This is a genomic window from Pseudomonas sp. YY-1 (assembly GCF_002843095.1).
GTDB lineage: Bacteria > Pseudomonadota > Gammaproteobacteria > Pseudomonadales > Pseudomonadaceae > Aquipseudomonas > Aquipseudomonas sediminis_A.
The window spans coordinates 72,321-93,558 of the sequence record NZ_PJLX01000015.1 but is presented as its reverse complement, the minus strand read 5'-3'; the positions used below and the strand labels follow the sequence as shown (position 1 = coordinate 93,558).

The window sequence follows — 21,238 nt, the reverse complement described above, 5'->3', positions numbered from 1 at the left end:
ATCCGTATGCGTTGGCTCATGCGCTCAGTCGTGGCACGATGGCGCGGAAATCGAACGAGATGCCGTAATCATGCCTAACGCCCCTGCCGAGAGTTTTCCCCTGATCGCTGCCATCGACCTGGGGTCGAACAGCTTTCATATGGTGCTGGCCAAGGCCGACAATCACGAAATTCGCATCCTCGAGCGCCTCGGCGACAAGGTCCAACTGGCCGCGGGCCTGGACGACGAGCGCCAGCTCAGCGAAGAAGCGATGCAGCGCGGGCTCGACTGCCTGCGTCGTTTCGCCCAATTCACCAACACACTGCCGGAAGGCGCTGTACGCATCGTCGGCACCAACGCCCTGCGTGAGGCGCGCAACCGCGCGGTGTTCATCCGCCGCGCCGAGGAAATTCTCGGCCATCAGGTCGAGGTGATTTCCGGCCGTGAAGAAGCCCGACTGATCTACCTCGGCGTGTCCCACAGCATCGCTGACACCCCCGGCAAACGCCTGGTCGCCGACATTGGCGGCGGCAGCACCGAGTTCATCATCGGCCAGCGTTTCGAGCCACTGCTGCGCGAGAGCCTGCAGATGGGCTGCGTGAGCTTCACCCAGCGCTACTTCAAGGACGGCAAGATCACCCCGGCGCGCTATGCCCAGGCCTACACCGCTGCCCGCCTGGAGCTGATGGGCATCGAGCAGAGCCTGCGCCGCCTGGGCTGGGAAGATGCCGTCGGCGCCTCCGGGACCATCAAGGCCATCGGCCTGACGACCAAGGCTGCCGGCCTGAGCAATGGTGAGATCACGGTCGAGGGCCTGGCCTGGCTCAAACGCAAGCTGTTCAAGCTCGGCGAAGTGGACAAGATCGACCTCGACGGCATCAAGCCGGACCGCCGCGGCATCTTCCCCGCCGGCCTGGCGATTCTCGAAGCCATCTTCGATGCCTGCGACATTCAGCGCATGAGCCACTCCGAAGGTGCTCTGCGTGAAGGCGTGCTGTACGACCTGCTCGGTCGTCATCAGCATGAAGACGTCCGCGAACGCACGCTGGCGGCGTTCATGGAGCGTTACCACGTCGATGTAGACCAGGCTGCTCGGGTCGAGGCCAAGGCGCTTTCAGCGCTGGACAAGGTTGCCAATGATTGGGGGCTGACCGACGACTGGCATCGTGAACTGCTCAGCTGGGGCGCCAAGGTGCACGAGGTGGGTCTGGATATCGCCCACTACCAGTACCACAAGCACGGCGCCTACTTGATCGAGCACTCCGACCTGTCGGGTTTCTCGCGTCAGGATCAGCAAATGCTCGCCCTGCTGGTGCGCGGCCACCGCCGCAACATCCCCAAGGACAAGTTCGCCGACTTCGGCGAGGAAGGCATCAAGCTGATACGCCTGTGCGTGCTGCTGCGCTTCGCCATCCTGTTCCACCATATCCGTGGTACGCAGGACATGCCGCAGGTGCAGTTCAAGGTCGGCGACAACAGCCTGGAAATCGTCTTCCCTGAAGGCTGGCTGGCCGCCAACCCGCTGACCTTGGCGGACTTCGAAGCTGAAGCCGAGTGGCTCAAGCGCATCGACCTGACGTTGAGCGTGCGTTGATCAACTTCTGCGTCAAACCCGCTATCAACCCCGTAGGGTGCGCCGTGCGCACCGGGATTTCGTGCGGTAAGTCTGTAGGGCGGGTGCAACCCGCCAAGACCGCAAAGCCCTCTCCTCCGGCCTACGGCCACCCAGCTCCGCGCCCCGGCCTGATCGCCAGCGATCAGGCGCTCATCGGCGTAAGAAGCACTACGGCACGCGGCCATCTAAGCCCTCTCCCGCCCTTCGGGCACCCTCTCCCGCAAGCGGGAGAGGGTCATCAGATCGCCGCAAGCGGCCTTTTTAGCGCGTCACGATTACCGGTGCGGTGAGCTTCTCCAGCAAGCCGGACTGCGCGCTGCGCGGGTTCTGATTGCCGGTGGGCTGCTGGCGCAGGTAACGACCATCGGACTGCAGCACCCAGGCCTGGGTGTTGTCGGTCAGGTAGCTTTCCAGTTCCTTCTTCACGCGCGTGATGAGCTTCTTGCCCTCTACCGGGAAGCAGGTCTCCACGCGTTTATCGAGGTTACGCTCCATCCAGTCGGCGCTGGACAGGTAGATTTTCTCGTCGCCGCCGTTGAGGAAGTAGAACACCCGCGTGTGCTCGAGGAAGCGGCCGATGATCGAACGCACCTGGATGTTGTGCGAAACCCCGGCAATGCCCGGACGCAAGCAGCACATACCGCGTACCACCAGGTCGATCTTCACCCCAGTCTGGCTGGCCTTGTACAGCGCGCGAATCACCTTGGGATCGGTCAGCGAGTTGAACTTGGCGATGATCTGCGCCGGCTTGCCCTCGGCCGCCGCGGTAGTTTCCTTGGCGATCAGGTCGAGCAGGGTCTTCTTCAGGGTGAAGGGCGCGTGCAGCAGCTTCTTCATGCGCAAGGTCTTGCCCATGCCGATCAGCTGGCTGAACAGCTTGGACACGTCCTCACCGAGCGCGACATCAGCGGTCAGCAGACTGTAGTCGGTGTACAGGCGGGCGTTGCCGGCGTGATAGTTACCGGTGCCGAGGTGGGCGTAGCGGACTATCTCGCCGTTCTCGCGACGCAGGATCAGCATCATCTTGGCGTGGGTCTTGAAACCGACCACGCCGTAGATCACCACCGCACCGGCCGCCTGCAGGCGGCTGGCCAGGGCCAGGTTGGACTCTTCGTCGAAGCGCGCGCGCAGCTCGATCACTGCGGTGACTTCCTTGCCATTGCGCGCGGCTTCCACCAGTGCGTCGACGATCTCCGAGTTGGCCCCGGAGCGATACAGCGTCTGTTTGATCGCCAGCACATGCGGGTCTTTAGCGGCCTGACGCAGCAAGTCGACGACCGGGGTGAAGGACTCGAAGGGATGCAGCAGAAGGATGTCCTGCTTGCTGACCACGCTGAAGATGTTCTCGGCGTTCTGCAGCAGTTTGGGGATCACCGGGGTGAACGGGGCGTACTGCAGGTCCGAGTGGTTATCCAGGCCGGTGATGCTGAACAGGCGGGTCAGGTTGACCGGGCCGTTGACCTGGTACAGCTCGCCCTCGGTCAGGCCGAACTGCTTGAGCAGGTGGTCACGTAGGTGTTTCGGGCAGGTATCGACCACCTCCAGGCGTACCGCATCGCCATAGCGGCGGCTGAACAGCTCGCCGCGCAGGGCGCGCGCCAGGTCTTCGACGTCCTCGGTATCCACCGACAGGTCGGCGTTACGGGTCAGGCGGAACTGGTAGCAGCCCTTGACCTTCATGCCCTGGAACAGGTCATCGGCATGAGCGTGGATCATCGACGAGAGGAATACGTAGTTGTCGCCGGGGCCGCCGACATCTTCCGGTACCTTGATGATGCGCGGCAGCAGACGCGGCGCCGGGATGATGGCCAGACCGGAGTCGCGACCGAAGGCATCGACACCCTCAAGCTCGACGATGAAGTTCAGGCTCTTATTCACCAGCAGCGGGAAGGGGTGCGTCGGGTCAAGGCCGATGGGCGTGATGATCGGCGCGATCTCGTCGCGGAAGTAGCGGCGCACCCAGGCCTTGAGTTTGGTCGTCCAGTAACGGCGGCGGATGAAGTTGATGTTGTGCTTGGCCAGCGCCGGGAACAGCGTGTCGTTGAGAATGGCGTACTGGCGCTCGACCTGCTCGTGCACCAGCTCGCTGATCCGCGCCAGCGCCTGGTGCGGCTGCAGGCCATCGGCGCCGGCCTGTTCGCGGGCGAAGTTGATCTGCTTCTTCAGGCCGGCGACGCGAATCTCGAAGAACTCGTCGAGGTTGCTGGAGAAGATCAGCAGGAACTTCAGGCGCTCGAGCAGCGGATAGGACTCGTCCAGCGCCTGTTCCAGCACGCGGATGTTGAACTGCAACTGCGAAAGTTCACGGTGGATGTACAGGCTGCTGTCATCCAGGCCGGGAATCGGCGCCGGTGGCGGGGTTTCCACCACGGGCGTCTCGGCGACCACCTCGGCCGGAGGCGGGTTGTTGTCGAGCACTTCGCTGTTGAGTCCTTCGCTGTTCATCACTGAGTTCCTGAGGGCGTCATTGCCCTTGTTTTAGCAGTTCTGCCGCCCGAACGGCGAAATAGGTGAGGATGCCATCGGCACCCGCACGTTTGAAAGCGGTGAGCGACTCCAGTATTACGGCCTCGCTGAGCCAGCCGTTCTGGATCGCCGCCATGTGCATGGCGTACTCACCACTGACCTGATAGACGAAGGTCGGCACCTTGTAGGCATCTTTCACGCGCCAGAGGATGTCCAGGTACGGCATACCTGGCTTGACCATGACCATGTCGGCACCTTCGGCCAGGTCGGCGGCCACTTCATGCAGCGCCTCGTTACCGTTGGCCGGGTCCATCTGATAGCCGAGCTTGTTGCCCTTGCCGAGGTTGGCGGCCGAGCCCACCGCATCGCGGAATGGGCCGTAATAGGCGCTGGCGTACTTGGCCGAGTAGGCCATGATGCGCACATTGACGTGATCGGCCAGCTCCAGTGCCTCGCGGATCGCCTGCACGCGGCCATCCATCATGTCCGACGGCGCCACCACCTGGGCACCAGCCTCGGCATGCGACAGTGCCTGCTTGACCAGCGCATCGACGGTGATGTCGTTCTGCACATAACCGGAGTCGTCGAGAATGCCGTCCTGACCGTGGGTGGTGAAGGGGTCGAGGGCCACGTCGCTGATCACCCCGAGCTCGGGGAATTTTTCACGCAGGGCGCGGATCGCGCGCTGGGCGATACCGTCCGGATTCCAGGCTTCCGCCCCATCCAGGGACTTCTTCTCCAGCGGCGTGACCGGGAACAGCGCCAGCGCCGGAATGCCCAGCGCCACCCAGTGCTCGGCTTCCTTCAGCAGCAGGTCGATGGACAGGCGTTCGACGCCCGGCATCGACGGCACGGCTTCACGGCGGTTTTCGCCGTCGAGGACGAACACCGGCAGAATCAGATCATCGACGCTCAGGCGATTCTCGCGCACCAGGCGACGGGAGAAATCGTCGCGGCGATTGCGACGCAGGCGGGTGGCGGGGAACAGACGATTGGCGGGGGTAACGCTCACGGCAGACTCCAAAGCCCGCTCGGGCGGGCCAGTGTGACGGTTATAAGCGACCATTATGACCAAATGATGACGGTCAAATGACCGCGTGCGACGGCGAGTCGCACAGCCAGTCGCGCATTGTGGCATGACGCGCCACCTTCCGGCCTCCTCGTGGTCAGAGTAGTCTTCAGCACCTGCATCGATGAGCTCACGGCATGCTCCAAGACCTGATCCGCCAGTTTGGCTACCCGGCACTGGTACTCGGCACCTTCCTCGAAGGTGAGGTATCGCTGCTGCTGGCAGCCTACATGGCCGTGCGCAACGTGCTGGAGATCGAATGGGTGGCGCTGTGCGCCTTTCTCGGCACCTTCGCCAGCGATCAACTCTGGTACTACTTAGGCCGTCGCCATGGCCGCGCGCTGCTGGCACGCAAGCCGCGCTGGCAACCGCTGGGCGAACGTGCCAGTGCGTTGATCCAGCGCTACCCGGATCTTTGGGTCCTGTGTTTCCGCTTCCTCTATGGCCTGCGCACGGTAATGCCGCTGACCATCGGCCTGTCCGGCTATTCCTGGCGCCGCTACCTGCTGCTCGATGCCATCGGCGCTGGCGTCTGGGCCGGCGGCATCAGCCTGCTGGCCTACAGCCTGGGCAACGCCATGGGCGGTCTGCTGGAAGAGCTGCGCAACTATCAGGTCATCCTGCTCGCGGCTGTGGTCCTGCTGCTTTCCCTGGCCTGGCTACACCGGTGGCGTCAGCGCCGGCGTGGCTGAACCACGCGCTAGCCAGAGCCCCATCAGACTGAGCAGACTGTAGGCGCTCAGCCACGCCCAGGCGCTGGCATCGAGCGCCAGCATGCCGAGCTCACCGGCCAACCAGAGTACCGGCAGGTTACTCACCAGACGCAGGCACTCCAGCCGCCAGGCATTGCTGCGGTTCTCCAGCCACATACCAATGCTGCATAGCCCCAGGGCCATCCACAGACATGCCAGCAGCACGCCACCGATCGCCAGTGAATCACCCTGCGCCAGCAGCCATGCGCCGGCCAGCAGGTAGCAGACGAACTGCAGCAGCGCGTAGATCTGCGCGCCACGCCCCAGCGGCACCTCGAACTTGCGGAAGTTGCTCAGGTCCGCCTTGGCCTGGGGATAACGCGCCGCCACGTCGGCCGGGCGCCAACCAGTGGGCATGAACCAGATGCGCAGCCGGTCCCACCACGAACTGGATCGTTTGGCATCGTTCCACACCCCGGCATAAACCTGCAGGTTGGCCCACAGCGGGTTCCAGCTGGCCAGCGGCACGGTAACGCCGAAGACCACCGGTTCTTCGTCGAGTTCTTCCTGGAAGGTGCCAAATATTCGATCCCAGACAATGAACACACCGCCGTAATTGCGATCCATGTAGATAGGATTCTGTGCATGGTGCACGCGGTGATTGGACGGGGTGATGAACAGCCACTCGAACCAGCCCAGTTTGGGGATGTGCCGGGTATGCACCCAGAACTGATACAGCAGGTTCAGGGCGGCGACGGTGAGGAAGACCAGCGGCGGCACGCCGACCAGCGCCATCGGCAGGTAGAAGATCCAGCCGAAGATGAAACCGGTGCTGGTTTGCCGTAACGCGGTGGAGAGGTTGTAGTCCTCGCTCTGATGGTGCACCGCATGAGCGGCCCAAAGCACGTTGCGCTCATGGCCCAGGCGGTGGTTCCAGTAGTAGCAGAAGTCGTAGAAGACGAAGGCGAAGAGCCACACCCAGAGGCTGCCTTCGGCCAGCTCGAACAGCGCCAGATGCTCCCAGGCGAAGGCGTAGGTGAGCAGGCCGACCACCTTGGTCAGCACACCGGTCGCCTGCGACAGCACGCCGGCACTGAGGCTGTTGAGGGCGTCGGCCAGGCGATAGGTGCGCATACCGCGCCAGCGGTCAGCGAGCAATTCCAGGCCAATCAGCAGGAAAAAGAAGGGCACTGCGTAAAGAACGTAATTCATGACTGCGCCATATCGTTGTACTTGTGTCGGGAATGAGCTGTTATTCATCCTATGCGCAGCTTCGTCAGGCTTCGCGGCGGCGAATGACAGTCCGAGTGGCATTTGGCGACAACCCCAGCATTGGTAATACCCGCGCCCGTTTCAAGGTCGCGTCTTTCCTCACCAGGAGTCGAGCATGAGCAAGAAAGTGGCAGTGATTCTGTCCGGCTGTGGCGTCTACGATGGCGCCGAGATCCATGAAAGCGTGATCACCCTGCTGCGCCTCGACCAGCGTGGTGCCGAAGTCCAGTGTTTCGCCCCCAACGTGCCGCAGCTGCACGTGGTCGATCACTACAGCGGCGACGAGATGAACGAAACACGCAACGTGCTGGTGGAATCGGCTCGCATCGCCCGCGGCCAGATCAAGGACGTCAAGCTGCTGCACATGGCAGAGTTCGACGCGCTGATCCTGCCCGGCGGCTTCGGCGTAGCGAAGAACCTCTCCGACTTCGCCACCAGCGGTGCCGGCTGCACCGTGCAACCTGACGTGCTGGCGGCTTGCAAGGCGTTCGTCGATGCCGGCAAGCCGGTTGGCCTGATCTGCATCGCCCCGGCGCTGGCCGCGAAGATCTTCGGCGCTGGCGTGATCTGCACCATCGGCAACGACGCGGACACCGCCAGTGCGCTGACCCAGATGGGCGCCGAGCACCAAGAGTGTGAGGTCAGCGAAATCGTCGAAGACGAGGCTCGCAAGCTGGTGACCACGCCGGCCTATATGCTCGCCAAGTCCATCGCCGAGGCAGCGTCGGGCATCAACAAACTGGTCGACCGCGTGCTGGAGCTGGCGCACCACTGATTTTCAGGCGTCGGCATGTGGCGTTGCGCCTGAATTAACGCCGGGGCCCAATGGGGTGGGCGGCGTTCCGTTTTAGCCCACCTTGATTGCCATTGGTGGGCTGAAGCTGAAACGGAACGCACCCGAATCCTCCCACAGGAGTCAGGCCGATCCGGCCAATGCTCAGGGCACTCCTGCATTGCCTCTGGCCAAGTCTTGCGCGGTACTGCAGCGTGGCGACAGGATTTCTTGGAGCCCCTGCCATGTCCCAGCCTTTCGTCCTCAGCCCCGACCTGCAACAGGCGGTGGCCAGTTTCTTTAAGCGCATCCCCTTCAATCAGGTGCTCGGTATCGAGCTCGATGAGCTGAGCCCCGAGCGGGTGACCATGCACCTGCCGATGAAGCCCGAACTGATCGGCAACTTCGTCCACGGCATTCTGCACGGCGGGGTGATTTCCTCCCTGCTCGACGTCTGTGGCGGCGCCATGGCGCTGATCGGCGCCTTCGCCAATCACCAGCACCTGCCGCCTGCCGAGCGCATGAGCAAACTGTCCAAGCTCGGCACCATCGACCTGCGTATCGACTACCTGCGCCCCGGTCGCGGCCAGCGTTTCACTGCCACGGCCATGCCGTTGCGCGCCGGTAACAAGGTGGCGGTCATTCGTATGGAGCTGCACAACGATGAGGGCGTGCTGGTGGCAGTGGGCACTGGCACCTATCTGTGCGGCTGACGGAGGCCGACGCCCCCGGATTTCATCCGGGCTACAACTGCTCGGCTGAGCGGATGCCTTTGTAGGAGCGAGCTCTGCTCGCGAAGCGCCCTGCCCCAGGAAATTCGCGAGCAGAGCTCGCTCCTACGGTCATTGCCTCGGTAGCCGAGGCAGCTAGCGACTCAGGCGTGTGAGAATCCGATCCAGCGAGTTGGCGAATGCCTGCCGATCCTTTTCCGAATACGGCGCCTGACCACCGCCCACCTGCCCCTGCTCACGCAGGTCGGTGAACAGGTTACGCACCGCCAGACGCTCGCCCATGTTGCGTTCGTCGAACTCGCGACCACGCGGGTCGAGCGCAGCCACACCCTTCTTCACCAAACGGTCGGCCAGTGGCACATCGCTGCAGATCACCAGCTCGCCGGGCACGGCGTGCTCCACCAAATGATCATCGGCGGCGTCCGGCCCGCTGGGCACCACGATCAGTTTCACGCAGGCGAAATTCGGCCGGGCGACGGCCTGACCGGCTACCAGCACCACTTCGAAGCCTCGTTTGAGTGCGAACTTGACCACCTGGTCCCGCGCTGCCCGAGGGCAAGCGTCGGCGTCGATCCATACGCGCATGCAGCAACTTCCGCAGAACAATCAGCGCGCAGTATGCCAGCAGACGACTCGATCAGGCGTTGTAGAAAGGCTCACAGCGCTCACGCACGGCGCGTGACAGGTTGTCGTCGGCCAGCTCGATAAGGTCCAGTTCCACTTCATCGGGCAGCAGCTCGGCTACCAGCGCAGCCAGGCGCCGCTGACCGCGCACATCGGCACCGGAAATCGCCAGCAGCAAGCGCGGCTGCGGGCCGATGGCCGGATCGCGCAACGCAGCGAGAAAAGCTTCGCGCACAGCTAGCTGGGCACAGGCCGCAGACAGGGCCTGCTCCAGGGAGGGATGACGCAGAGCAGCCAACGCCAGATCAGGACTGTCGGCGTAATGAGTGGAGTGGATCGAGGAAGACATGCGCGCACTCGGCAGAGAAATTGGAGCCAGCCTAGGTGCACTAGGACCCGCTGTCGTGGCAGCGGTTCACGCTATCGCGCAACGAGGGCGAGCAAAGTCGCCCTCGTTCACGCCTTGTCCAGCGGCTCAGGCCTGAGCCGCTGCGCGGCGCCGTTCACCCAGCAGGCTGCGCCCATACAGCAACGCGATACCGGCCAGCGCCAGGCCCTGCGCCGACAGGCTCCAGGCATCGGCATGAATGCCCAACCAGTCGAACTCGAAGAAGGCTACCGGACGCGTGCCGAGCACGCCGGCCTCCTGCAACGCGGCCACGCCATGGCCGGCGAAGACCACAGACAGCACACATAGCAGCACCGCGTTGACGCCAAAGAAGGTCGCCAGCGGCAGTTTGCGCGAGCCACGCAGGATCACCCAGGCCAGGCCGATCAGCAACACCAGCGCAGCCGCTGCACCGGCCAACACCGCACCATGTCCGGCAGGGCCGGCCTGCAGCCAGAGGGTTTCGTAGAACAGGATGACTTCGAACAGCTCGCGATAGACCGAGAAAAACGCCAGCACGGCGAAGCCGAAGCGACCGCCGCCACCGACCAGGCTACTCTTGATGTAGTCCTGCCAGGCCGCAGCGTGGCGGCGATCATGCATCCACACGCCAACCCACAGCAGCACCACACTGGCGAACAGCGCCGTGGCGCCTTCCAGCAGCTCACGCTGAGCGCCGCTGATGTCGATCAGGTAGGCTGCCACCGCCCAGGTCGCGACACCGGCCAGCAATGCCAAGCCCCAGCCGACGTGCACGCTGCGTACCGCCTGCTGCTGCCCGGTATTGCGCAGGAAGGCGAGGATCGCCGCCAGTACCAAAATCGCCTCGAGCCCCTCGCGCAGCAGAATCAACAAGCTGGCGAAGAAGCTCAGGCTGTCATCCATGGCGCCATCGGCCAGCAGCGCCGCAGACTTGTCCAGCTCCACCTTGGCCTGTTCCAGCGCCTGTCCCGCCTGTGCGACGCCAGCGCCATCCTGCAGCGCCTGTCGATAGGCCATCAACGCGCGCTCAGTGGTCTTGCGCTGCACTGCATCGAGGTTGTCGAGAGCACCTTCGACCAGTTCGAAGCCTTCCAGGTAGGCGCCGACGGAGAGGTCATAGGCCTGCTCACGATCACCCTCGCGGTAGGCCTGGAGACTGCGCTCCAAGGTCGAGCGGGTGTAGCCGATCAATTGTTGCGGGCCGCGCTGCTCCAGCACCGGATGCGCGCGCTGGGCGCGAAACGCGGCGACATCGCCGCCAGCTGCGTCGATCTCGGCAGGCGTGCGCCCTGCCAGCTCACTCATGGCGAAGCGCGTCTGCCCCTGTGCCGGCGCGGCGCTGAAGCCGGCGATGTAGGCGGCCAGATCCCAACGTTGGCGTTCGTCGAGCTGATCGGCGAAAGCCGGCATATCGGTGCCTTCAATGCCCAGGCCGAGCGTGTTGTAGAGGTCATACAGGCTCAGGCGATCCAGACGCGCGGCGTCACGCAGATTGGCCGGCGCCGGCTCCAGACCGATGCCGGCAGGCCCATCGCCCAGGCCGGTGTCGCCATGGCACACCGAACAATGCTGCGCGTAGAGCGGCGCGCCGCGTTCCGGGTCAGGCGTCAGCACGGGGGTCTGCGCCACCTGATAGAGCTCGGCCAGGCGTGCGCCCAGCTTGCGCGCGGCGCCTGCGACCTCATCGCCCGGTTGGCGCTGGACAATCGCCTGGTGCAGATCGCGCACGCCCTGCTCCAACTCGGCACGGCCAGCTTGAGCCGGCAAGGCGACGATCAAGCCCTGCAGCACGTCGAGAAACTCCAGTTGCTCCTGGTATTCACCGGCATCGATGATCTGGCCATGGGCAACGGTGGCCGGGTAATCAGCGCCGATGTAGCCAATCAGATGCAGCGCCTGCGCGGCGCCATCGAGGGGCTCGGCAACAGCGAGAAAGCTGAGGCTGGCCAGCAATGGCAGCATCAGCCAGGAAAGGGAGAAACGAAAGCGGATCATTAATGCATCCCAAACGAGAATGGGTGGCATTAAATTGTTGCCGGCCTAACGACCAAGCACAAGAACAATCTGAAATATCTGGTAACAATCAGCCGAGCGGAACCTGAAAGTCCGTCCTGCCCGCGTAGGTGGGCACCCAGAATCGGCGAGTCAACTGGGCTCCCGCCTTCGCGGGAGTGACGATGAATGACTCTTTCAGAACATCCCTGACAAACGCTATCGGTCAGCGTTGAACGATAGTAAATGGGGCTCAGACAGCGGCGCGCTTGACCGTTGCCAGCAAGCCAGCAGCAGCGGCGAACAGTGCGGCGAAACTGCGGTTCATTACCCGCTGCTGACGCGGTGTGCGCAGCAGCCGCAGGACGCGCGAAGCGAGCCCGGTGTAGCCGGCCATGACGATCAGATCCACGATGATCATGGTCACACCCATCACCAGATACTGCGCCAGTAGTGGCGCATGCGGGTTGATGAACTGCGGCAGTACCGCGAGCATGAAGACGATGGCCTTGGGGTTGCTGAAGTTGACCAGAAAACCGCGCAACACCAGGGTCAGTGGCCGACCAATAGGCCGCTCGGCCGCACCGGCATCCAGATCGCTGGGCAGCGCGACCCACTGCTTGTAAGCGAGGAACACCAGATAGGCCACGCCGAACCACTTGATCAGGCTGAAGGCCAGGGCCGAGGCGGCCAGGATGGCACCCACGCCCGCGGCGACGATGGCGATCTGCAGCGCCAGGCCAAGTTGCAAACCAAGGGCGTTCCAGTAGCCACGCCAGAAACCGTATTGCATACCGGCCGACATCGACGCCACGGCACCGGCACCCGGCGACAGGCTGATGACCCAGCAGGCGACGAAGAAAGCGAGCCAGGTTTCCAAAGCCATGATGCGTACCTCGAGAAGCTGAAATCAGGGGAAGAGCAGCACAGCCTACTCCGGCGCCAGCGTCTCGACTAGCGACTCAGCGCCAGCGGCGTACCGACCGTTGGAAGAACAGGCTGTTGGGTACCTGTAACACGGCGCCGGAGGCATCCTCAGTGAGGTCCTGCAGGGTGGTGTAGAACAGGTTGATGGCGATGACCCGGCCCTTCACACCCGGCTTGTCAGCGCTATCGATCACCTCGACCGTGTCGCCGATACGGAACGGCCCCATGGTGAAGATCAGCAGCGCACAGAACATGTTCGACAGCACGCTCCAGATGGCGAAGAACGCCACCGCAGCGACAGCAGTGAAACCGGTCAGCGCCGTCCACAGCACGGTGGCCGAAACCCCCAGGCGCTCCAGCACCATGAGCAGTGCACTGCCCATGATCAGCCAGCGCACCAGCCCCCGCAGCGGCTGCAGCACTTCTGGCGGCAGCAGGCTGTAACGAGCGCCGAGACGGCTGATGGCACGGGTCAGAATGCGTTGGGCAACCCACGCCAGCAGGATGATCAGCAGTACCTGGCCGGTGCGAATCAGCGGGTCGCGCCAGGCCATCAGCAAATCTAACTGTTCCATCACTCGGCTTCCTCCAGTTGCTGCTGCAACGCCTCCAGGGTTTCCAGCGCCAGCAGCCAGGCTTCCTCAAGCTCGGCCTCGCGGGTCTTGAGCTGTGCCTGTTCGGCCAGGCGCTGGCGCAGCTCATCCTTGCGCGCGGACTCGTACAGACCGCTGTCGCCCAGCTGGGTTTCGACGGCGGCGAGCTTTTCCTGCACCTTGCCCAGCTCCTGTTCGAGCTTTTCCGCCTGTTTCTTGTGCGGTGCCAGTTGCTGGCGCAACGCCGCAGCGGCCTGGCGCTGGGCGCGCTTGTCGGTCTTGTCCGCGCCACCTTCGGTCGGCGCATTCGGTGGCGCCTGACGCTGACGGTAATCGACCAGCCAGCGAGCATAGTCGTCCAGATCGCCGTCGAACGGCACCACACGGCCTTCAGCGACCAGCAGGAACTCGTCAGTGGTGCTCTTGAGCAGATGGCGATCGTGCGATACCACCACCACGGCGCCGGCGAATTCCTGCAGGGCCATGGTCAGGGCCAGGCGCATTTCCAGATCGAGGTGGTTGGTCGGTTCGTCGAGCAGCAGCAGATTGGGTTTTTCCCAGGCGATCAGTGCCAGGGCCAGGCGGGCCTTCTCGCCACCGGAGAAATTCACCACCGGCTCGTCGCAACGCGGGCCACGGAAGTCGAAGCCGCCGAGGAAATCGCGCAGGGTCTGCTCGCGCTCGCTCGGCGCCAGACGCTGCAAATGCAGCAACGGGCTGGCTTTGTCGTCCAGCGAATCGAGCTGGTGCTGGGCGAAATAGCCGATCACCAGGTTCTCACCGCGGCTCAGGCTGCCGCTCAGCGGCTGCAGCTCGGCCGACAGGTTCTTGATCAGCGTCGACTTTCCCGCGCCGTTAGGGCCGAGCAGGCCAATGCGCGCGCCGGGCACCAGGCTCAGCTTGACCTGCTGCAGCACGGTCTTGTCGCCGTAGCCGAGGCGACCTTCGCTGAGGCTGAGCAGCGGCGTAGAAATCTTCTCGGCCTCGCGGAAGACGAAGTCGAAGGGTGAGTCGACATGCGCTGCGCTCAGCTCTTCCATGCGCTCCAGCGCCTTGATCCGGCTCTGCGCCTGGCGGGCTTTGGTGGCCTGGGCCTTGAAGCGGGCGATGTACTTTTCCATGTGCGCGCGCTGCGCCTGCTGCTTCTCGTAGGCCTGCTGCTGCTGGGCCAGGCGTTCGGCACGGGTACGTTCGAAGGCCGTGTAGCCGCCGCGGTACAGGTTCAGCTTGCGCTGCTCGACATGAGCGACGTGGTCGACCACCGCGTCGAGAAAATCGCGGTCGTGGGAGATCAGCAGCAGGGTGCCGGGGTAGCTCTGCAACCAACCTTCCAGCCAGAGAATGGCGTCCAGATCCAGGTGGTTGGTCGGTTCGTCGAGCAGCAGCAGGTCGGACGGACACATCAGCGCCTGGGCCAGGTTCAGACGCATGCGCCAGCCACCGGAGAAGTCGCCGACACGGCGATCCATCTGCGCATTCTCGAACCCCAGGCCGGCCAGCAGCTTGCGTGCGCGCGCGTCGGCGGTATAGCCGTCGGCGCTGTCCAGCTCGCTGTGCAGGCGGGCGATGGCGGCGCCATCATGACTCTGCTCGGCAGCGGCCAGTTCGGCCTGCACGCGGCGCAGGTTGTGATCGCCGTCGAGCACATAATCCACCGCCAGCCGATCGAGGGTGTCGACCTCCTGGCGCATATGGGCGATACGCCAGTCACCAGGCAGCAGGCAATCGCCGGCGTCCGGGGTCAGCTCACCGCGCAACAGGGCGAACAGGCTGGATTTGCCGGCGCCATTGGCGCCGATCAGACCGGCCTTGTGGCCGGCGTGCAGGGTCATCTCGGCGCCTTCGAGCAGGCGTTGCGGACCACGCTGTAGAGTGAGGTTCTGGAGTCGGATCATAATGGCGGCGGAGTCTATCAGTTTCGCCCCGAAATCGCCTGGGAGGCCGCGTGCAGGATCTGTGGAATTTCGCCGTGCAACTCTACGCTCGCCCGGGCGTGGAAAGTGCCTGTCTTCAGTTGCAGGATGCAGGCTGCGATGTCTGCCTGTTGCTGACCGGCGCCTGGCTGGAGCAGCGCGGCGTTCCTTGCCGGGACGATTATCTAAACGCCCTTCGCGACCTGGCGCAGCCCTGGCAGCAGAACGTCGTCATGCCACTGCGGCAGACACGCCAGCAATGGCGGGCAGCAGCAAGCCAGGATGCCGAACTGGCGCCCCTGCGCGAGCAACTCAAACGATTGGAGCAGGAAGCCGAGCGACTGTTGCTGAAAAGACTGGAAGCCCTGACCAGGGATTGGCCGAGCGAGAACGCGGGCAGCGACTGGCTGCAGCCCCTTGCCGGAAATGACAGCGCCGCGCTGCATGTGCTGCGCGGCGCCGTTGCCGCCCGTTAGGACGCGTTCGACGTACCTGGAGCAGCGGCACCATTGCTGGCCGCGGCAGGCGCCGGAGCGGCGGCGGGAGCTACGGGAGCAGTCGCGGCCTTGGGCTGCGCCGGCTTGACCGGGGCTTTTGCAGCCGCGGGTTTGGCAGCAGCGGGTTTCGCTGGGGCTTTTGCAGCGGCTGGCTTGGCGGCAGCCGGTTTAGCTGGGGCTTTCGCAGCAGCTGGCTTGGCAGCAGCCGGTTTGGCCGGCGCCTTCGCAGCAGCTGGCTTGGCAGCAGCCGGTTTGGCCGGCGCCTTCGCAGTAGCTGGCTTGGCAGAAGCAGGTTTAGCCGGTGCTTTTGCAGCTGCAGGCTTGGCAGCGGCCGGTTTGGACGGCGCTTTTGCAGCAGCTGGCTTGGCGGCAGCTGGTTTGGCCGGCGCTTTTGCAGCAGCTGGCTTGGCAGCAGCGGGTTTAGCCGGTGCTTTTGCAGCTGCAGGCTTGGCAGCGGCCGGTTTGGCTGGGGTTTTCGTAGCGGCGGGTTTGGCCGCGGCAGCCTTGGCTGGAGCCTTCTTGGCAGGAGCCTTGGCAGCTACCGGCTTCTTCGCAGCTGCGGGTTTGCTGGCAGGTTTAGCGGCGGGAGCAGCCACTTTAGCCTCTCGAACCGACAGGGCCTTGCCTACTGCTTCCTTGACCTTGCCAACACCCTGGGCCAGTTTCAGGCTTTCCTGCGCATCGCGTTTGAGTTGAGCGATATAGGTGCGGGTTTCACTCTGACTGGACTTGAGTGCATCGAGCAACTCTTCCAGGTCGGCGACTGCATCCTTTGCCTTGGCCTGCGCCTTGGCTTTGCCGGCAACAGCGGCGTCCTGCAGCTTGCTGCGGGCCTTGTGCAGTTTTTCCTGAGCCTTGCCACGTTGCTTTTCCAGCTTGGCGAGCAATTTCTCAGCGTCGATCAGAGCTTGCGAGCAGGCATTTTCCAGGTGTTCGAGCAAACTGGCAGACAGTTGGTGCAGCAGGTGCAAAGGGGTAGTGATGGACTTCTTCTTGGCCGACATGGCGCGCCTCCAGGCGGATGTGAACGAGCCCATACTAGACGCAGCCGCAAGGCCTCGCCATAGGCCTTTTGGCGAGCCGAGCAGATGCCGAAGTGCGCTGGCATAATCGGCGAGACCTTTTAGCTGTTGCAGAGCACGCTACGGCGCAGCGAAACCTCAACAACCTGCCAAGTATCTTGATCGGGAGACACCGTCATGAGCCGCGCCGTAATCGCCGCCCTCGCCATCTGCTGCAGCCTGGGCGCGCAGGCCGACCAGCACCAGCAGGATCTGGCCTACAGCTTGGGCGTACGCCTTGGCGAGCGACTGCATGAAGAGGTGCCTGACCTGCCACTGAGCGAGCTGCTCGAAGGCCTGCGCCAGGCCTACGAAGGCAAGCCCTTGCGACTCGACGCAGGTCGAATCGAGCAGCTGCTGGATGAACACGAAGCGCGTATCGACGCCTCGCCACAGCGCCACACCAAAACCATCGAAACCGAGCGGCGCTTTCTCGCCGAGCAAGGTCGCCGCCCGAACGTGCGGGCGCTGGCCAACGGCGTCCTGGTGACGGAGCTAAGCCCTGGCAGCGGCCCGACACCCACCGCTCGCAGCCGAGTGCAGGTGATTTACCGCGGCGAACTGGCCGACGGCAGCGTCTTCGATGAAAGCAGCACGCCGCAGTGGTTTCGCCTGGACAGTCTGATCGCCGGCTGGCGCAGCGCGTTACTGCAAATGCCGAAAGGCGCTCATTGGCGCCTGGTAATTCCAGCGGATCAGGCGTACGGAGAAGAAGGTGCGGGTGACCTGATACCACCCTATGCGCCACTGGTGTTCGATCTGCGCTTGCTCGATGTGGCCGATTGAGCGCCAACCCGGTTTCGAACAGACAAGCGGCCCGGAGCCATCCGGGCCATTGGCATCAGGCGTTCAGATCGCCTCGGCAGCCTGTTCCTGATGGGAGTTGTGCAGCACCTCGATCAGGCAGTCTTCCAGTTCGAAGCGCTCATGCAGCAATTGCCCAAGATGATTGAGCTCCGCCACCAATGAGGTGCTGTCGCGGCAATCGCCATTGTCGCAGTGGTCGTTGAACGCCAGCGCAACCGCGGTAATGGCTTCGATGCGCGGATAGATCTGCTTGGCCAGCTCCAGACCACGCTGATCGTTGAAGGCCTTGGCCTCGTTGGTCAGTTGTTCGTAGACCTCGAAGTGCCCCGCCGAAACGTAGTCCACCAGCAGCTCGCAGAAGCCCTGCAGAGATTCGCAATTGATGGCAGGTGCCTGTGGCGCTTTGGTGATAGCGGTATAGGCCAGCACCAGTTCGCGGCGCTCACCCAGCCAGCGATCGATCATCTGGTGAACCCCGCCCCAGCGTTCCTGTGCGTTCTGACAACTCTCAAGCATGATGAACCTCGCTTCCCTTGTCGCTGCTGCCTGTTATACGCCCGTTCCCGAGACGTTTTTTATGGCCTGCCTCCTTGCTAGCCACCCTTCTGGCCGTCGCTACGCGACGTTAAAAGCCGAACCCGACGACTTTTTGTCAATCGGTGCCTTAACCTCAGAAAAAAGTCGGAAAATGGCGTTTTTCCGGCGGTACGTGCGAGCCAGATTATGCTCGTGGGCACACACCATCAAGGCATCGCAGCGAGAAAATTTCATACGAGCGTTTAATGTCGAAGCCACGAGCGGTATGGCTTCGCGCAATTCGCATTCTCAATCGCGACGCAGCAGCTGGAACAGGCAGAACCCGAGCATGCCGATGAAACCCAGCAGGCTCCACTCGGGGATGCTCATACCGAACAGCGTCCATTTCACCTCGGCGCAGTCAGCACTGCCCTGGAACACCAGGCGCACGATGTCCTGCATCGGCAGAGCTTCCATCATGAACTCGAGGCTCGGCAGGCACGCTTCGAGCTGATCGGCTGGCACGCTCTGCAGCCAGATCTGCCGGCCGGCGGTGGCGGCGCCCGCACCAGCAAACAGCAGCGCCAGTACCGCGTAAACGCGACGCCCTACGCTGCCTGGCCCATGGATCGCCGCGATCAGGCAGACCACGCCGAACAACACCACGCAGATGCGTTGCAGCACGCACATCGGGCAGGGCTCCAGCCCGACGACGTGTTCCAGGTACAGCGCAGCCGCCATCAGCAATACGCAGCCGATGAATGCCAGGAAAAACAGGGGACGCGGACTGGCCAAATGCATGGTGGCTCCGGGAGGGAAATCGAGGGCAGTACGGTAGAGGAAAGCGAGGGCGCCTTTCAAGGCGCCCCGTGACTCAGAGTCGGCTGTTCATCATGCTGTAACGCCCCTCCGTCCGCATCCCAAGCCTACCGCGGCAATCAGCCGCAGTCACTCAAGCGCTGACGCCCTGCGGTTGAGGCAGAGAAGGCAAGCCCTGATGCAGCAAGCCAAGACTTTCCAGCAGTAGCTGATTGCTGCGCTCCAGCTCGCCCAACTGTGCCAGCAGACGCGCCAGTTCGGCACAGGTTTCCGGATGACGTTCGATCTTCAGACTGGTCTCGAAGTAATCGCGCGCCTTGCCCCACAGCTGGTTCTGCAGGCACAGGCGGCCCAGGGTCAAGAGCAGGGCCGGGTCCTGCGGATGCTGCTTGAGCCAGAGTTCGGCGGTTTGCAGCTGACGCGCCGGATCGGCGCCACGCAGCACGCCATAGAAGCGCGCCAGACGGCTATCGTAGCCACGCTTGAGCGCGCCACGCAGAACTTCTTCGGCCTCTTCCTGCGCACCCAGTCGACGCAATTGCTCGACGTAGGTGGCAATCAGCTCAGGCTCCTGGCGCAGCGGTGAAGAAAGCTGTTGCCAGGCTTGGGTCAGCGGCTGCAGTGCGGTTTCACCATCGCCCTGACCTAGCTGCCCGGCATCAGCCAGACGACCGCGCCAGGTCTCGCGCTCCAGTTCGTCAAGTTCGGCGGCAGGCAGGGCCTTTTCCTTGCGCAGCTCAGGCAGCAGACCAAGCAGTGCCGACCAGTCCTGACGCTGCAAGTACAACCGTTGAAGCTGGCGCAGGACAAGGTGATGACCCGGATGACGCTCGCGCATCGCCTGCAGGGTCTCCAGCGCAGCCTCACTGTCGCCACGATTACGTTGCAGCTCGGCGTGGGTCAGGGCAATCGCCAGCTCGGCTTGAGGCTGCTTGCTCAACGCACGCTCAAGCAGGGCATCGCTCTGCTCGTGCTGGCCGAGTTTGTTGGCAGCCCGTGCTGCGCCCAAGTAATACATCAACGGTCGGCTGTCGGCTTCGGCAGCACGAGTCAACTGACGTTGTGCACGCGCCCAGCGGCCTTCGGCCAGATCCTGCATGCCCTGCTCGGAGGCCAGACGCACGCGACGACTGCGGTGCAGACGCGACCAGGGGTTGGCCAGCCGCGTCGAGCTGAGCAACAGACGCAACGTCCACTTGATCAGGTAGTAGAGCACCACCACGACCACCAGCAGGCCAAGGAATGCCCACAGGCCGGACTGGTAACGGAAACCCTTGTAAGCGAACAACACATAGCCGCGGTCGGCCTCGATGGCCAGGCTGAGCAGATACAACCCGACTGCGACGGCCAGCAGTAGCAGAAGCCAGATCAGGCGTCTCATTGCGCCTCCTCGGCCGCGGCGGCCCCCTGCCGACGTTGCGCCTGCTTGCGTTGCAGGTAGGCCTGCAGCGCATCGAGCGAGTCACTCAGGTCCGGCACCTTGACCTCGATGCTGGCATCGGCCAGCTCCTTGAAGCGCTGGCGCAGGGCGCGACTGTCCGGATTGTCCAGATTGAAGTGGGCGTCGAGGATTTCCTCGGCCTGCTTCAAGGACTGCTGGTAGACACCGGTCTGGCCATGCAGAGCGGCCCACTGTGCCTGCTCCAGCGCCAACGACAGACTCAGGCGTACCTGCGACAGGCTTTGCCCGGACAGCAGCGGACGCACGTTGCGATCGGCATCGAATTCGATACGGAAGTATTCCGAAAGCTTCTTCACCCACTCGCCCCACCAGGCACTGCCATCGCCTTCGGCTGCCAGATCGGAAAGCACATCGCCCTGCCCTTCGAAGGTCGGCGCCAGGGGATTGAGGGTTGCTGCCTGTTCACGCAAGGCGCCCAGTTGCAGGAACAGGCCAACGCGATCCGGGCGCGCCGTGGTGCGCAGCGCTTCCAGGCTACGGCTGAGTTGCTCGCGGGCGGCGAAGGCCGCAGGGTCGTCCTGCTCACGGAGGATTTCATCGGCAGCCAACACCAGAGCTTCGGCGCTGGCGACATCCTGCAATGCCGACAACCGCAAAGTCGCCAGGCGTAGCAGGTGCTCGGCTTCGTCCAGACGCCAATCCTGGCGGCTGCCATCGAGCACGCTTTCCAGACGCTGGCTCATACGCTGCTGATCGCTCTGCAGGTTAGCCAGCAGGCGGCGGCGCTCGTCCAGTTCAGCTGCGCTGGGCAGAGCGGACAGGCGCGAATCCAGGCGCTGGGCCAAGTCATCCACTTTCTTCGCGCTGTCGTCGCGGGTGCGCTGCAGGTCTTCGGCCTGCTGCTGGTCCCGGCTCTGCATTTCATGCAGTTGCCAGAGGCTCCAGCCACCGGCACCGGCACCTGCCAAACCGATCAGCAGAGCGAATGCGGCAAGACCGCTACCACCACCACTGCGGGGTAGCTTCGTGGGTGGCGGTGTGGTGGTGGGTTTCACGGCTTCGCTGGCCGGTTTTTCTTCTGGCGTGTTCGGGGTGGATGCTTCGCTCACGTATCCGTCCTT

The 21,238-nt window shown here is 63.6% G+C and carries 20 protein-coding genes; 6 read left to right on the top strand and 14 right to left on the bottom strand.

The window, feature by feature from the left end; all coding sequences use genetic code 11:
• The first annotated feature begins 70 nt into the window (after positions 1-70).
• Positions 71-1,573, top strand: a complete 1,503-nt coding sequence (gene ppx, locus CXP40_RS19445) for an exopolyphosphatase (protein WP_177429697.1) — start codon at positions 71-73, stop codon at positions 1,571-1,573.
• A 282-nt stretch (positions 1,574-1,855) separates the two neighbouring features.
• Here ppx and ppk1 read toward each other — a convergent pair whose 3' ends face one another.
• Both ppk1 and hemB read right to left on the bottom strand, forming a co-directional pair.
• Positions 1,856-4,039 carry a polyphosphate kinase 1 gene (gene ppk1, locus CXP40_RS19440; protein ID WP_106735083.1) on the bottom strand — a complete coding sequence of 728 codons (2,184 nt, stop codon included), beginning with the start codon at positions 4,037-4,039 and terminating at the stop codon, positions 1,856-1,858.
• A gap of 19 nt (positions 4,040-4,058) precedes the next feature.
• Positions 4,059-5,072 carry a porphobilinogen synthase gene (gene hemB, locus CXP40_RS19435; protein WP_106735082.1) on the bottom strand — a complete coding sequence of 338 codons (1,014 nt, stop codon included), beginning with the start codon at positions 5,070-5,072 and terminating at the stop codon, positions 4,059-4,061.
• A 194-nt stretch (positions 5,073-5,266) separates the two neighbouring features.
• Between hemB and CXP40_RS19430 the strand changes: the two genes are divergently transcribed.
• Positions 5,267-5,821: a DedA family protein gene (locus CXP40_RS19430; protein ID WP_099524644.1), complete on the top strand. Its 555-nt coding sequence runs from the start codon at positions 5,267-5,269 to the stop codon at positions 5,819-5,821.
• On the opposite strand, the gene CXP40_RS19425 is transcribed toward CXP40_RS19430, so the two are convergent.
• Entirely contained in the window at positions 5,789-7,033 is a 1,245-nt protein-coding gene (locus CXP40_RS19425) for a sterol desaturase family protein (protein WP_106735081.1), read from the bottom strand. The two genes, CXP40_RS19430 and CXP40_RS19425, sit on opposite strands and share 33 nt — an antisense overlap.
• A 175-nt stretch (positions 7,034-7,208) precedes the next feature.
• Between CXP40_RS19425 and elbB the strand changes: the two genes are divergently transcribed.
• Together elbB and CXP40_RS19415 are read left to right on the top strand one after the other, a co-directional pair.
• The gene (gene elbB / locus CXP40_RS19420; protein WP_106735080.1) at positions 7,209-7,868 is read left to right on the top strand and encodes an isoprenoid biosynthesis glyoxalase ElbB; all 660 of its coding nucleotides are present in this window, start codon (positions 7,209-7,211) and stop codon (positions 7,866-7,868) included.
• A 242-nt stretch (positions 7,869-8,110) separates the two neighbouring features.
• A complete protein-coding gene (locus CXP40_RS19415) occupies positions 8,111-8,578 on the top strand; it encodes a thioesterase family protein (RefSeq protein WP_106735079.1) in 468 nt (155 codons plus the stop codon).
• Between the two features lie 153 nt (positions 8,579-8,731).
• Here CXP40_RS19415 and CXP40_RS19410 read toward each other — a convergent pair whose 3' ends face one another.
• From CXP40_RS19410 to CXP40_RS19385, 6 genes are all read right to left on the bottom strand, one after another.
• A complete protein-coding gene (locus tag CXP40_RS19410; RefSeq protein ID WP_099524651.1) occupies positions 8,732-9,181 on the bottom strand; it encodes a YaiI/YqxD family protein in 450 nt (149 codons plus the stop codon).
• Positions 9,182-9,233: 52 nt separating this feature from the next.
• Positions 9,234-9,569 (bottom strand): enhanced serine sensitivity protein SseB C-terminal domain-containing protein, encoded by a 336-nt coding sequence (locus CXP40_RS19405; protein ID WP_106735078.1) that lies wholly within the window; start codon positions 9,567-9,569, stop codon positions 9,234-9,236.
• A gap of 126 nt (positions 9,570-9,695) precedes the next feature.
• Complete coding sequence (locus CXP40_RS19400) at positions 9,696-11,585, bottom strand: cytochrome c/FTR1 family iron permease (protein ID WP_106735077.1); 1,890 nt, start codon at positions 11,583-11,585, stop codon at positions 9,696-9,698.
• A 250-nt stretch (positions 11,586-11,835) separates the two neighbouring features.
• Positions 11,836-12,468: a LysE family transporter gene (locus tag CXP40_RS19395; RefSeq protein ID WP_099524656.1), complete on the bottom strand. Its 633-nt coding sequence runs from the start codon at positions 12,466-12,468 to the stop codon at positions 11,836-11,838.
• A 76-nt stretch (positions 12,469-12,544) separates the two neighbouring features.
• Positions 12,545-13,084: a mechanosensitive ion channel family protein gene (locus tag CXP40_RS19390; protein ID WP_099524658.1), complete on the bottom strand. Its 540-nt coding sequence runs from the start codon at positions 13,082-13,084 to the stop codon at positions 12,545-12,547.
• A complete protein-coding gene (locus CXP40_RS19385) occupies positions 13,084-14,997 on the bottom strand; it encodes an ATP-binding cassette domain-containing protein (protein WP_099524660.1) in 1,914 nt (637 codons plus the stop codon). The genes CXP40_RS19390 and CXP40_RS19385 overlap by 1 nt, the downstream gene beginning before the upstream one ends.
• A gap of 50 nt (positions 14,998-15,047) precedes the next feature.
• Here CXP40_RS19385 and CXP40_RS19380 point away from each other — a divergent pair, with 50 nt between their 5' ends.
• Complete coding sequence (locus CXP40_RS19380) at positions 15,048-15,491, top strand: TIGR02444 family protein (protein ID WP_106735076.1); 444 nt, start codon at positions 15,048-15,050, stop codon at positions 15,489-15,491.
• Here CXP40_RS19380 and CXP40_RS19375 read toward each other — a convergent pair.
• On the bottom strand, positions 15,488-16,516 hold the full coding sequence (locus tag CXP40_RS19375) for an AlgP family protein (protein ID WP_106735075.1): 1,029 nt from the start codon (positions 16,514-16,516) through the stop codon (positions 15,488-15,490). The genes CXP40_RS19380 and CXP40_RS19375 overlap by 4 nt on opposite strands.
• Positions 16,517-16,711: 195 nt before the next feature.
• Here CXP40_RS19375 and CXP40_RS19370 point away from each other — a divergent pair, with 195 nt between their 5' ends.
• Positions 16,712-17,359 (top strand): FKBP-type peptidyl-prolyl cis-trans isomerase, encoded by a 648-nt coding sequence (locus tag CXP40_RS19370; protein ID WP_106735074.1) that lies wholly within the window; start codon positions 16,712-16,714, stop codon positions 17,357-17,359.
• A gap of 63 nt (positions 17,360-17,422) precedes the next feature.
• On the opposite strand, the gene rsd is transcribed toward CXP40_RS19370, so the two are convergent.
• The 4 genes from rsd to CXP40_RS19350 all read right to left on the bottom strand — a co-directional run bounded on the left by rsd (position 17,423) and on the right by CXP40_RS19350 (position 21,226).
• Entirely contained in the window at positions 17,423-17,896 is a 474-nt protein-coding gene (gene rsd, locus CXP40_RS19365) for a sigma D regulator (protein ID WP_099524667.1), read from the bottom strand.
• Between the two features lie 309 nt (positions 17,897-18,205).
• Entirely contained in the window at positions 18,206-18,697 is a 492-nt protein-coding gene (locus tag CXP40_RS19360; protein WP_099524669.1) for a disulfide bond formation protein B, read from the bottom strand.
• Positions 18,698-18,848: 151 nt separating this feature from the next.
• Positions 18,849-20,096, bottom strand: coding sequence for a heme biosynthesis HemY N-terminal domain-containing protein (locus CXP40_RS19355; protein WP_106735073.1), 1,248 nt, complete (start codon positions 20,094-20,096; stop codon positions 18,849-18,851).
• Complete coding sequence (locus tag CXP40_RS19350; RefSeq protein WP_106735072.1) at positions 20,093-21,226, bottom strand: uroporphyrinogen-III C-methyltransferase; 1,134 nt, start codon at positions 21,224-21,226, stop codon at positions 20,093-20,095. Before CXP40_RS19350 ends, CXP40_RS19355 begins: the two co-directional genes overlap by 4 nt.
• Between the last annotated feature and the right edge of the window lie 12 nt (positions 21,227-21,238).

Bases quoted from the DNA above. Each gene is read 5' to 3' on its own strand.
- CXP40_RS19405 (WP_106735078.1), bottom strand. From the start codon at position 9,569: ATGTCTTCCTCGATCCACTCCACTCATTACGCCGACAGTCCTGATCTG.
- CXP40_RS19375 (WP_106735075.1), bottom strand. From the start codon at position 16,516: ATGTCGGCCAAGAAGAAGTCCATCACTACCCCTTTGCACCTGCTGCAC.
- elbB (WP_106735080.1), top strand. From the start codon at position 7,209: ATGAGCAAGAAAGTGGCAGTGATTCTGTCCGGCTGTGGCGTCTACGAT.
- CXP40_RS19385 (WP_099524660.1), bottom strand. From the start codon at position 14,997: ATGATCCGACTCCAGAACCTCACTCTACAGCGTGGTCCGCAACGCCTG.
- rsd (WP_099524667.1), bottom strand. From the start codon at position 17,896: ATGCTTGAGAGTTGTCAGAACGCACAGGAACGCTGGGGCGGGGTTCAC.
- ppx (WP_177429697.1), top strand. From the start codon at position 71: ATGCCTAACGCCCCTGCCGAGAGTTTTCCCCTGATCGCTGCCATCGAC.
- ppk1 (WP_106735083.1), bottom strand. From the start codon at position 4,039: ATGAACAGCGAAGGACTCAACAGCGAAGTGCTCGACAACAACCCGCCT.
- CXP40_RS19425 (WP_106735081.1), bottom strand. From the start codon at position 7,033: ATGAATTACGTTCTTTACGCAGTGCCCTTCTTTTTCCTGCTGATTGGC.
- CXP40_RS19415 (WP_106735079.1), top strand. From the start codon at position 8,111: ATGTCCCAGCCTTTCGTCCTCAGCCCCGACCTGCAACAGGCGGTGGCC.
- CXP40_RS19390 (WP_099524658.1), bottom strand. From the start codon at position 13,084: ATGGAACAGTTAGATTTGCTGATGGCCTGGCGCGACCCGCTGATTCGC.
- CXP40_RS19400 (WP_106735077.1), bottom strand. From the start codon at position 11,585: ATGATCCGCTTTCGTTTCTCCCTTTCCTGGCTGATGCTGCCATTGCTG.
- CXP40_RS19410 (WP_099524651.1), bottom strand. From the start codon at position 9,181: ATGCGCGTATGGATCGACGCCGACGCTTGCCCTCGGGCAGCGCGGGAC.
- CXP40_RS19395 (WP_099524656.1), bottom strand. From the start codon at position 12,468: ATGGCTTTGGAAACCTGGCTCGCTTTCTTCGTCGCCTGCTGGGTCATC.
- CXP40_RS19430 (WP_099524644.1), top strand. From the start codon at position 5,267: ATGCTCCAAGACCTGATCCGCCAGTTTGGCTACCCGGCACTGGTACTC.
- CXP40_RS19355 (WP_106735073.1), bottom strand. From the start codon at position 20,096: ATGAGACGCCTGATCTGGCTTCTGCTACTGCTGGCCGTCGCAGTCGGG.
- CXP40_RS19370 (WP_106735074.1), top strand. From the start codon at position 16,712: ATGAGCCGCGCCGTAATCGCCGCCCTCGCCATCTGCTGCAGCCTGGGC.
- CXP40_RS19360 (WP_099524669.1), bottom strand. From the start codon at position 18,697: ATGCATTTGGCCAGTCCGCGTCCCCTGTTTTTCCTGGCATTCATCGGC.